The sequence below is a fragment of the Streptomyces sp. NPDC127092 genome (genome assembly GCF_042722475.1).
Taxonomy (GTDB): domain Bacteria; phylum Actinomycetota; class Actinomycetes; order Streptomycetales; family Streptomycetaceae; genus Streptomyces.
The window spans coordinates 157,132-168,098 of the sequence record NZ_JBHXFE010000015.1; the positions used below are offsets into that span (position 1 = coordinate 157,132).

Below are 10,967 nucleotides of genomic sequence, written 5' to 3' on the forward strand. Positions count from 1 at the left end.
ACCCCGATTGGTCCGTTCAGTCGTCCTTCTCCGGGCGGTAGACGGACCCGGGCTCCGCCTTGCCCGGCGCGAGCAGCTGCGGCACCGTGACGAAGGTGTAGCCACGGCGCTTGAGCTCGTCGATGATCCCCGGCACGGCCGGGACCGTTCCGTCGTAGATGTCGTGGAGCAGGATGATGCCGTCACCGTGGGCCTGGTCGAGCACCCGCTGACGGATGAGAGCGGTGTCCTCGGTGGAGTAGTCCTTGGCGGTGATGCTCCACAGGACCTGGGCGAGGCCGAGTTCCCGGCTCACGTCGGAGACGGTGTCGTCGGTGCGACCCTGCGGCGGGCGCATGAGGGTGGGCTTGCGGCCGGTGATCGCGGCGATGGCGTCCTGGGTGCGCGCGAGCTCGTCACGGACCTCGGCGGCGTCGAGATCCGTGAGGATGCGGTGGGTCCAGGTGTGGTTGGCGACCTCGTGGCCCTCGTCCGCGATGCGCCTGACGACCTGGGGGTAGCGGTCGACGTGCTTCTTGCCGAGCAGGAAGAAGGTCGCCGGGACCTGCTTCTCCTTGAGTATGTCGAGCAGACGGGGAGTGTCCTTGCCCGGTCCCGCGTCGAAGGTGAGGGCGATGCACTTGGCCTTGGCGCAGTCCACGGCGCCCGCCGTCGTCGCGGCCGTGCCGTCCGTACCCGCCTTGCCGCGCGCTTCCTCCGGGGTGACGGTGTCGGCGGAGCAGCCGGTGAGGGCGACGACCAGCGACGCGGCGGCGAGCATGGCGAGGGCTGGCGCCCTGCGCCGGCCCGGCTTGGTTCGGAACATGTACGACCCGCTTTCCCCGGAAGTGTGGTGCGAATGACTCGTGCGAAGCCAAGGGCCCACACCTGGTCATGGCGGGGCCCTGCGGCTCGCCGAGAACTCTACACACGGTGTATAGCCGGGAAGGGACAGGGGTCGGGGCAGGCGGAAGCGGCGGAAGCGGCATACGGAACACCGCTCGACGCGGCGCGCCCACAGATCCGGTGCAGCGGGCCGGTGCAGCGGGCATGGCGGCCCCGGGCGGCGCCCGTCCGCTCCGCCCGGGGGGTCGGGGGCCCGGGAGGTCCCGCCCGTCAGCGGGACGCGAGGAGGAGGCGCGCCTCGGTCTCCTGGTCACCGGAGACGGACTGCAGGGACTGGATGTCGAAGGAACGGGCCAGCACCTTCTCCACCTGGTCCACGGCGTGGTAGCCGCCGGTGAGCAGCGCGCCGACCATGCCGGTGAGCGGAACGGGCGGGGATTCCTCGTGCCGGCCGCCGGCCGTGTCGAAGGTGGCCATCCAGACGGTGGCGGCGGGTGCGGTCGCCGCCTGCGGACCCGGCGTCGTCATGTCCTCGAGCTGGTAGGCGCGGTCGAGGACCTCGAAGACGGCCTGCGCGTCCTCCCGGCAGCATTCGCTCAGCTGCACGGTCACGTCGGTGTCGATGTGCAAGTCGTACACGGCGCTCATCTCCTCCGTTAGCCCGCTTCCAGCATCCCTCGCGACGCGACGGTGCGCGAGATCCGCCCCGGAGCGGCCGCTCCCGGCCGCAGGGTGGCGGATCCGGGGTGCGGGCAGCACGGTGGAGGTGAGAGCGCGACACGGGAGGCGACGTGGCGAAGGCGGGACACGAAGGAAAGGGCTCCGAGGAACCGGGTACCGACGGCATGATCAAGGGCCGTCACGAGACGCCGGAGGAACGGGCCGACCGGCGCTGGAACGAGCTGATGCAGGAGATCAGGGTTGCCCAGACGGGCGTACAGATCCTCTTCGGCTTCCTCCTCACCGTCGTCTTCACCCAGCGCTATCCGGAGCTGCCGGACACCGACCGGACGATCTACATCATCACGATCTGCCTGGGCTCCGCCGCGACCGGCGCCCTCATCGGCCCCGTCTCGTTCCACCGGCTGGTCGCCGGCCGCCGGATCAAGCCCCGCGCCGTGACCTGGGCCTCCCGCCTCACCTTCCTCGGCCTCGTGCTGCTCCTCGCCACCCTCGCCTGCGCGCTGCTGCTCGTCCTGCGCGTGGCCACCGGGGCGACGTTCGTGCCCTGGCTGGTCACCGGACTCGTCGCCTGGTACCTGCTGTGCTGGTTCGCCCTCCCGCTCTGGGTCCGCAGCCGCCACACCTCCGGCCCGCCGGAGTGACGACCGACCCGCCCGACCGCTGACAAGGCCGCGTCACGCCGTCGCCAGCACCGCTTCCACCGTGTCCGCCTCCGCGGCGGGCTTGTCCGGGCGGTGACGGATGACCCGGGCGAAGCGGAGGGTGACCCCGGCCGGGTAACGCGTGGAGCGCTGGAGGCCGTCGAAGGCGATTTCGACGACGAGTTCCGGGCGGACGCGGACGGTGTAGCCGTCGTCCGAAACGGCGAGCTCGGTGAGGCGCTCCGTCTGCCAGCGCAGCATCTCGTCGGTGAGCCCCTTGAAGGTCTTGCCCAGCATGACGAAGGTGCCGTCGGCCGCGCGGGCGCCCAGGTGGAGGTTGGAGAGGAAGCCGGTGCGGCGGCCGTGCCCGCGCTCGGCGGCGAGGATGACGAGGTCGAGGGTGTGGACGGGCTTCACCTTCAGCCAGGTGCGGCCCCTGCGGCCCGCGACGTACGGCGCGTCGACGGCCTTCACGAGCACGCCCTCGTGGCCGCGGGCGAGGGTGTCGCGGAAGAAGCGCTCGGCCGCGTCGACCGCCGCCGGGTCCTCCGGGTCCTCGACCACGGTCCGGCGCACCCGCAGCGGATCGGGCAGCAGCCGGGCCAGGACGGCATTCCGCTCACGGCCCGGTCGGTCGACCAGGACCTCGCCGTCCGCCGCCAGCACGTCGAAGAAGACGGGCGACACGGGCAGCGCGGCCCGCGCCGTGGACACGTCGACCCGGGAGCCGACACGGGAGGCGATGTCCTGGAAGGCCAGCGGCCGGTCCGTCGCGGGATCGAGCGCGATGACCTCGCCGTCCAGCACCAGTCCGTCGCCCGCTGCCTCCAGGGCGGTGGCGACCACCTCGGGCAGCCGGTCGGTGATGTCGTCGAGGGACCGGGTGTAGACCCGGACCTCATCCCCACGGCGGTGCACCTGGATGCGGATGCCGTCGAGCTTCTCCTCCACCGCGCACGGCCCGAGCGCGGCCACCGCCTCGCTCACACTGCGCGCGGTGTGGGCGAGCATCGGCTGCACGGGACTGCCGACCCTCAGGGTGAAGGCTTCCAGCGCGCCGGCACCCTCGGCGAGCACCGCACGCGCCACCCGCGGCAGCGACCCTTCGAGCATGACGGCCCTCCGCAGGTCCTCGGCCGACACCCCGGCCGCCCGGGCCACGCCTTCGAGTGCCACGGCGTCGAGCGCGCCCTGCCGTACCTCCCCGGACAGCAGCCGCAGCAGGAACTCCTGTTCCGGCAGCGTCGCCGCCGCCAGCAGATCCCGCACCAGGCCGAGCCGGCGGGCCTGCGCCCCGCTTCCCGCGACGGCCGCCAGCTCGGTCATCGCCGCGTCCGTACCGGACAGGGTGAGCACCGGCTGCCGCGCCGGCGGAACGGCCGGCGGCAGGACGTTCTTCAGCACGCTCCAGCCGACGCCGATCCGTCCCTGCGGGAGGCTCCCGGACAGGTAGGCGATCACGAGCGGACTCTCCTCGGGCTCGGCCTCCGCGAACAGTTCGGCAAGCAGTCCGATCTTCCGCGACCGCGCCGACGTTGCGGCGACCTCCCCCGACACCTCCGCGACTCGGGCAAGGAGCATGCGCCCATCGTGCCCGCGCGCACGCCGCCCCGCACCCCGGCCGGACCGTCACCCACCGGCCCGCGGCATGACCTCCTTCCGCCGGCGCAGCCGGTCGAGCAGACTCCGCCGGACCCGCCTGCCGGGCGGACGCGTGACTCCCGCCGGACGGCCGGCCGGGAACGGCGGAGCAGCCGCGAACAGCACGGGTGCCGGAGGAGCTGAAGGACTTGGAGGGGCCGGAGGGGCCGGCGGACCTGAAGCAGCTGAAGAACCCGAAGGAGCTGGTGAAGTCGGCGGAGCCGGTGTCGCCACCACTGGGCGTGGAGTCCAACGGCCGGCACGCACGTCCATCGGGCCGAAGTCACCGGGCGACGGCGCACTCGTCATGGAACGGGAGGCCATCGGTGACCCGGCACCCGACGGCATGCCCGGTCGTGGCGCCTCGCGCTCCGCGCGGGCCTCGTCCAGGGCGAGGCCCAGGCTCATCCGGTGCCAGAGGATCTCATCGGGATCGTCGGCGAGCATCAGCCGGTCGGCGATCTCCCGGGCCGCGGGGGTGTTCGGCCGCCAGATCGGCGGCGCCGGCCTGAGCCGGTGCAGGTAGACCCGTTCGTAGGGATCGTCGACGACCTCGGCCACATGGGCCGGGTCGAGCAGTGAGGCGATGGCTGCCGTTCGGTCCCACGGGTCACTGCTGGCTCTCAGCAGTGCGCCGAGCCGCCGGGCCCGCCAGTTCCTGGGCCGCCAGTCCTGGCGTTCCTCATCGGCCCTGGTCCGGACATCGAGTGGCAGCCGTCCGGTGAGGAGTCGCGGATGGTTCAGCGCGAACTCCGCCAGCTCCGCGGCGGGGTAGAGCCAGACCACTGCCCGGTAGCGGTTGATGTAGAAGCGCACCGGGCTGAAGTGGCCCGTCCTCGCGAGGCGCGCGAACCGGTCCCGGGTGACCGCGAGCAGCTCGGCGCCCTCCGCCGTACCGACCGCCCTCACGCGCTCGCGCAGTCCTTCGGGAAAGTCCGGAGCGGCCTTGAGCCGCTCGATCTCCCCCCGGGGCACGCGACGCCTGGCCGGGTCGCCGTGGACGTCCGCGGTGCCGGGCGGCGCCCCCCGCACCGTACGGACGAATCCCAGGTCGACCGCGAGCCGGAACTCGTCGCGCCGCAGCCCCAGTTCCCGCGCGGCCCGCACCTGCGGCACCGGCAGGTCCGGCACATCCGGCGGCTCCACCCGCTGCGGCGCGTCGAGCCGCCCCTCAGGCGGCACATCCGGCGGCCACTCAGGCGGTCCCTCAGGCGGCTCCGCCAGGTCCGACGGCGACATCGACGGCATCGGTGGCGCCGGCGGCGTCGGTGGCGTCGGTGGCCACGTCGGCGTAGGCGTCGGCGTCATCCGTACGGCCTGCTGCATCCGTACGGCCTTCCTCGTCCGTACCGTCTCCGTCGAATGTGCCGGCAGCGTCGCCGCCGCCGCTCGTGTCGTCTCTTCCGTGGTCATGGGTCGGTCCTCCCCGCGTGTCGTCGGACGCCTGCCGCCCGACTCGAACACTTTCGGTGATGACCGTAACGCACAGTGACGACACCGTGCTCGCCCTGTGGATAACTTCGCGGAGCGACCGTCAGAACTCGTCCGCGCCGCCCAGACCGCCCGCGCCGCCGGGCTGCCGCGCCGCCACGCCCAGGTGCTCGCCGACCCGGTTCACCAGCAGCGTCATCTCGTAGGCGACCTGACCGACATCGGCCTCCGCCGCGCTCAGCACGCACAGGCAGCTGCCCTCGCCCGCCGCCGTGACGAACAGCAGCGCCTCGTCGAACTCCACCATCGTCTGCCGCGCGCGGCCCGCCTTGAAGTGCCGGCCCGAGCCGCGCGCCAGGCTGTGGAGACCCGAGGAAACCGCGGCCAGATGCTCGGCGTCCTCACGCACCAGCCCGCTGCTCGCGCCCGTCACCAGACCGTCGTTCGACAGCACGAGCGCGTGCTGTATCGAGTCGACCCGTCGCGTCAGGTCGTCCAGGAGCCAGTCGAGTTCCTTGTCCAGCGCCATGCGTGATCCTCCCCCTGTGTGGTGCGTCCCCGTCGCCCCGTGGTCCCCGCGGTCCGGGGGGCGCGTGCTTCCGGCCGGCCGCACATGCTCTACCGGTCGACCGTCTTCCGGTCAGCCTTACGCACTGTCGTGAGCAGGGCAAGCACCCGTCCCCATCCGCGTGGCGATCGAACGTTCCGTCAGCCGGCCCCCAGCGGCCGTTCGCTCAGGCAGTCGGGTGCCGGCTCAGCCCACCGTGTCCAGGAGCCGTGCCGTGTGCATGCGTCCCGCGTACTCGACGAGCCGAATCAGCACTTCCTTTCCGGAGTCGCGATCGCGCGCGTCGCACAGGACGACCGGCGTGCCGCGGTCCAGGTCGAGCGCGCGCGACACGTCGTGCGCGCCGTAGGCACGGGCGCCCGCGAAGCAGTTGACGGCCACGACGAACGGGATCTTGCGGTGCTCGAAGTAGTCCACGGCGGGGAAGCAGTCCTCGAGGCGACGGGTGTCGGCGAGGACGACGGCGCCGAGTGCGCCCTGGGAGAGGTCGTCCCAGAGGAACCAGAAGCGGTCCTGCCCGGGAGTTCCGAACAGGTAGAGGGAGAGCCCCGCGCGGATGGTGATGCGACCGAAGTCCATGGCCACCGTCGTGGTGGTCTTCTGGTCGACTCCCCCGGTGTCGTCCACGGACTCGCCGGCGCGGCTGAGCTGTTCCTCGGTGCGCAGCGGCCGGATCTCGCTGACCGCGCCGACCAGGGTGGTCTTGCCGACCCCGAAGCCGCCGGCGACCAGGATCTTCAGGGCGAGGGCCGTGGTGTCCAGGTCGCCCGCCGGTGTGCTCTCAGAGCGCTCGTAGGCCATCGATTACTTCCCTCAGGATCCGTTCGTCAGGGAGCTGTGCGGGCGGGACGGGTCTGCTGACCTTCACGAAGCCCGCTTCTAGGAGGTCGCCGAGGAGGACGCGCACCACTCCGACGGGCAGGTCGGCGTCGGCGGCGAGTTCGGCCACCGACTGGGTCTCGGCGCGGCACTGCCCGAGCAGGGCGCGGTGTTCGGGACCGAGGAAGCACTCCTCGGCCGGGCCCGGCGGGTCGTCGTCGACGACCACGAGGGCGATGAGGTCGAACCGTACGTTGCTGGGTCCGGGTCTGGTCCGTCCGCCGGTCATGGCGTACGGCCGGACGAGCGGCCCGGCGTCGGCGTCGTACCACCGGCTGCTGTCGAGGCCGTTCCGGCCGGTGCCGACGTCGCAGGCGCTGTCGTGGCGAGTGCTGTCGCCGCAAGTGCTGTCGTCGCCGGTGCCACCGCCGGTGGTGTCGTAGCCGGTGCCGCCGCCGGTGGTGTCGTGGCCGGTGCCGCCGGTGCTGTCGTTGTCCATGGTGTTCTCCGGGATCTCCGGGGTCTCCGGTCAGCCCGCGGCCGGCGGGGTCACCGTGAGTCGCGGCGGGGTGTGCAGGTGCTCGCCGACGCGCTTCACCAGGCGGGCCATCTCGTAGGCGATGAGGCCGATGTCGGCGTGGACGCCGCTGAGGACGGCCAGGCAGGAGCCGTCCCCGGCCGCGGCCACGAAGAGGAAGCCGTCGTCCATCTCGACCATCGTCTGGCGCACGCCCCCGGTGTGGAACTGCCGGCCTGCGCCCTTGGCAAGGCTGTTGAAGCCGGAGGCTATGGCGGCCAGGTGCTCGGCGTCCTCACGGCTGAGTCCGCTCGATGCGCCGACGGCGAGGCCGTCGTTGGAGAGCACGACCGTGTGGCGGACTTCGCGGACACGGGTGACGAGGTCGTCGAGGAGCCAGTCGAGTTCGCCGGAGCGGTGGTGGGAGATCCTCTCGTGGTCGATCATTCGTCGTCTCCTTCGGGGGCATGGTCGCTGGATGCGTGGCGGGGGCGGCGGGAGCCGTGGTCGGGACCCGGGAGGTGGTCAGGACCAGGGGCGGGGCCGCGTACGGAGTCGGGTCCGGGGCCCCGTACGGGTTCGGGGCCGGGGCCGCGTACAGAGTCGGCCCCGTGGCCGGTGCCGAGGGGGCGTCTGATGCCCGTCTGGCTAGCAGGAGCCGGAACCGGGGAACCGGGAGCGGGGCCGCCGCCACGCTGCCAGCCGTCGCGGTAGGCGGCCATGCGGTCCCGGACCTGCTCCGGGGTCCGCTGACTCGGACCGTCCCCGCTGCCTCCTGCGGCGCCCGCAGAACCCGCGGCGGCACCTGCCTCCGAGCCGGAGTGTGCCTCGCGGAGCTGCGGCACGAGACTCGCCTGCCGTACCCGCCTCGGCAGATCGGCGCCCGGCTCCTCGCTCCCCCCGGCCGCCGCAGCCGCCCCAGCCGTGCCGGAAGGGCTCGAAGGGCCGGAAGGCCCAGGCGGTACGGAAAGGGCAGGAGTTACGGGCGAGGAGGGCCGTGGATTCGTCCGGGGCGGGGTCGTACGGCCGCGCTGGCGCAGGGCGGTGACGGCGGCCGGTGGCCTGCTCGGTTCCTCGGGTTCGGCGACGGCAGGGGGCCTCGGCCGGCGCGGTCCGCCCGGGTCGCGGTCGTCTCCGGGATGTTCGAGGGCCGGGGCGGGCTTGGACGGCGAGCCCGGCACCGAACGGGGCCCGGGCACCCCGCGCTGCCCGGCTCCCTGTCCCGCACCTGCACCCGGCCCGTAGCCAGAGCCAGGGCCAGGTTCAGGACCGGGACCAGGACCACGACCATGACCACGACCAAGGCTGTGGCCACGATCAGAACCGTGGTCGGCGGCTGCTTCCGTCCCGACCCCGGACACCGCGCCCGCCGACGCGGACGCCGACGCGGACAGCGACTCCGACGGCGGCGCCACACCGGCACGTCCCTGCGCGCCGGAGGTCTCCGCTGCGTCGGCGGCGCGGCCGAACGCCGGGGAGTTCTGCAGCAGGTCGGTCGGGAGCAGGACGACGGCCGTCGTGCCCCCGTACGGCGAGGTCCGCAGGTGGACCTTGATGTCGTGTCGCGCGGAGAGCCGGCTGACGACGAACAGCCCGAGCCTGTCGCTGTCGAAGAGGTCCAGGGCCTCGGACTGGGCGATGCGGGCGTTCGCCTCGGCGAGGCTGTCCTTGCCCATCCCCAGCCCGCGGTCCTCGATCTCCAGTGCGTAGCCGTTGCCGACCGGCTCCCCGCTGACGCGCACCTTGGTGTGGGGCGGGGAGAACTGGGCCGCGTTCTCGATGAGTTCGGCCAGGAGGTGGGTGAGGTCGGCGACCGCGCCGCCGACGACCGACGTCTCGGGCAGCTGACGCACCTCCACGCGCGCGTAGTCCTCGATCTCGGAGACCGCGGCGCGGACGACGTTGGTGAGGAGCACGGGCCTGCGCCATGCGCGGCCGGGCGCGGCGCCGGAGAGGATGATGAGGCTTTCCGCGTGGCGGCGCATGCGGGTGGTGAGGTGGTCGAGCCGGAACAGGTCACCGAGCTCGTTCGGGTCGTCGGCGCGCCGCTCCATGCTGTCGAGCAGGTTGAGCTGACGGTGCACCAGGACCTGGCTGCGGCGGGCGAGGTTGACGAAGACACCGGAGATGCCGCTCGCGAGCTCGGCGCGTTCGACGGCGGCGGAGAGCGCCGCGCGGTGGACGGTGGTGAGCGACTCGCCGACCTGGCCGATCTCGTCCTGCGGCGCGGGGCCGGGCGGGGCCTCGGCGTGGACGTCGATCTCCTCGCCCGCGCGCAGCCGGCGCATGGCGGCGGGCAGCTTGCGACGGGCGATCTCCAGGGCGGTGTTGCGGAGGCTGACGAGCTCGACGACGAGGCCGCGGCCGATGCGCACGGAGATGACGAGAGAGGCTCCGACGGCGGCGAGGCCGAGCAGGACTGCGGCACCGCCCGCGCTGAACGCGCCGCCGCCGAACGGGTCGTGGCGTTCCGTCGCCGCCGCGTGGGCGGCCTGCTCGATGGCGGTGATCCCGTCGCGTACGAAGGTGTGTACGGGGTCCCATTCCCCGGAGGTGACGGCCTGGGCGGCACGGCGGCCCGGGGCGGCGGCGCGTACCCGGTCCTCGGCGGCGAGGAGCTGTCGGTACGCGGGCTGTGCGGTGAGGTTCCGCCACGCGCCGCGCTGGGGCGCCGGCAGGTCGGCGGTGGCGGACTCGACGAGGGTGCGGCGGGCCTCGACGGTACCGCCGAAGGCGCGGAGCCGGTCGGCGTCGAGCGAGCCGGTGAGGTGGGCGGCGCCGAGCAGCGCGTCCTCGCGGGCGAGCAGCTCGCCCGCGCGGGCCAGTTCGAGCAGTACCCGAGCCTCGGCGCCCGCCTCGGTGCCGTCGATCCCGGCCAGGGCGCCGCCGACGGCGAAGCCCGCCGAGACGGCGGAGGTGTACACGGAGTGGAGCTGGTCGACGTCGGCGCGCCCTTCGGCGGCCGCGGTGCGCAGCCTGCTCAGTCCCTCGGCCTGCGCGACGAAGTCGGCGACCCGGGCGGAGACGTCCGCGGGCAGGCTGCCGTTGTCGCCGACCGAGTGCCGGTCGTCGAGGCGGAGCCTCGCGACGGCGGCGTCGGTGGCCCGGACCCGCTCCTTGAGCTCGGCGGCGCGCGCGGAGCCGGGAGCGGCCGCCTGCCGTACGGCGGCGCGGCGTTCGTCCTGGAGGGCGGTGACGGCGACGGCGACCGGCTGCCGGACGTCGGCGTCCACGGCCTGGAGGTGACGGAGCCGGGCGATGTCCTGGGCGGTGGTGACGGTGGCGAAACCCCACAAGGCGAGGAGCGAGACCACCGGGACCATGAGGAGCGACACGATCTTCGCCCGGACGGTACGGGGCCGGAGCCCGCGGCCTCGGCCGTCGCCACCACCGCCACCGCGTACCGAGACGCCGCCACCGCCACCGCCACCGCGTACCGAGACGCCGGCGCGGGCGGAGGCGGGGTCGGAGGCGGAGGCGGAGGACGGGGTGGGGGCTGTGGCCCCTGCCTGTGGTGCCGCCGGCGCCGTCGTCGCCGTCGCCGTCGCCCTCTCGGTACGCGGCAGCGGCGACGGCGCTGCTTGTACGAATCGGCCGCGTCGGGGGCGGTCAGGTTCCGTCCGGTCGGACGTCGCCGAGGACGGGTCCGCCGCCCCGGCCCCGGCCGTGCGCTCGCGCGCCGCCGTCTCGTCGGCGGGCGGCCCGGCGTGCGCGCGGCGCCCGCGGGCCGCCGTCGGCGGCTGGGCGGAGCCCCCGGTCTCCGGGGTCCTGCGGGGAGTTCGCATGGCCTCCTCGTTCCTTCGTTCACGGACCCGGTGGGAGCGGCGGGGTCAGCTGGGGC

General features: G+C 73.6%; 9 protein-coding genes and 1 pseudogene. 1 reads left to right on the forward strand and 9 read right to left on the reverse strand.

The window, feature by feature from the left end; genetic code table 11:
- Window positions 1–16: 16 nt before the first annotated feature.
- Window positions 17–805 (reverse strand): polysaccharide deacetylase family protein, encoded by a 789-nt coding sequence (locus ACFWJO_RS15490; RefSeq protein WP_386865253.1) that lies wholly within the window; start codon window positions 803–805, stop codon window positions 17–19.
- Window positions 806–1,095: 290 nt separating this feature from the next.
- The gene (locus ACFWJO_RS15495) at window positions 1,096–1,473 is read right to left on the reverse strand and encodes a hypothetical protein (protein WP_386865255.1); all 378 of its coding nucleotides are present in this window, start codon (window positions 1,471–1,473) and stop codon (window positions 1,096–1,098) included.
- Between the two features lie 197 nt (window positions 1,474–1,670).
- Between ACFWJO_RS15495 and ACFWJO_RS15500 the strand changes: the two genes are divergently transcribed.
- Window positions 1,671–2,150, forward strand: coding sequence for a DUF6328 family protein (locus ACFWJO_RS15500; protein ID WP_386865278.1), 480 nt, complete (start codon window positions 1,671–1,673; stop codon window positions 2,148–2,150).
- A gap of 33 nt (window positions 2,151–2,183) precedes the next feature.
- Here the strand turns inward: ACFWJO_RS15500 and ACFWJO_RS15505 are convergent, their stop codons facing one another.
- The 7 genes and pseudogenes from ACFWJO_RS15505 to ACFWJO_RS15535 all read right to left on the reverse strand — a co-directional run bounded on the left by ACFWJO_RS15505 (window position 2,184) and on the right by ACFWJO_RS15535 (window position 10,449).
- Window positions 2,184–3,731 carry an ATP-dependent DNA ligase gene (locus ACFWJO_RS15505; protein WP_386865257.1) on the reverse strand — a complete coding sequence of 516 codons (1,548 nt, stop codon included), beginning with the start codon at window positions 3,729–3,731 and terminating at the stop codon, window positions 2,184–2,186.
- 48 nt (window positions 3,732–3,779) lie between these two features.
- Window positions 3,780–4,922: a DUF6397 family protein gene (locus tag ACFWJO_RS15510; RefSeq protein WP_386865259.1), complete on the reverse strand. Its 1,143-nt coding sequence runs from the start codon at window positions 4,920–4,922 to the stop codon at window positions 3,780–3,782.
- 403 nt (window positions 4,923–5,325) lie between these two features.
- A complete protein-coding gene (locus ACFWJO_RS15515; protein WP_386865261.1) occupies window positions 5,326–5,751 on the reverse strand; it encodes a roadblock/LC7 domain-containing protein in 426 nt (141 codons plus the stop codon).
- A 225-nt stretch (window positions 5,752–5,976) separates the two neighbouring features.
- On the reverse strand, window positions 5,977–6,591 hold the full coding sequence (locus ACFWJO_RS15520) for an ATP/GTP-binding protein (RefSeq protein WP_386865263.1): 615 nt from the start codon (window positions 6,589–6,591) through the stop codon (window positions 5,977–5,979).
- Window positions 6,572–6,946, reverse strand: a pseudogene (locus tag ACFWJO_RS15525) (DUF742 domain-containing protein); the annotation flags it as partial. The pseudogene ACFWJO_RS15525 and the gene ACFWJO_RS15520, both read right to left, overlap by 20 nt.
- 192 nt (window positions 6,947–7,138) lie before the next feature.
- Window positions 7,139–7,573, reverse strand: coding sequence for a roadblock/LC7 domain-containing protein (locus ACFWJO_RS15530; RefSeq protein ID WP_384406842.1), 435 nt, complete (start codon window positions 7,571–7,573; stop codon window positions 7,139–7,141).
- Complete coding sequence (locus ACFWJO_RS15535) at window positions 7,570–10,449, reverse strand: nitrate- and nitrite sensing domain-containing protein (protein ID WP_386865279.1); 2,880 nt, start codon at window positions 10,447–10,449, stop codon at window positions 7,570–7,572. Before ACFWJO_RS15535 ends, ACFWJO_RS15530 begins: the two co-directional genes overlap by 4 nt.
- Window positions 10,450–10,967 lie beyond the last annotated feature (518 nt).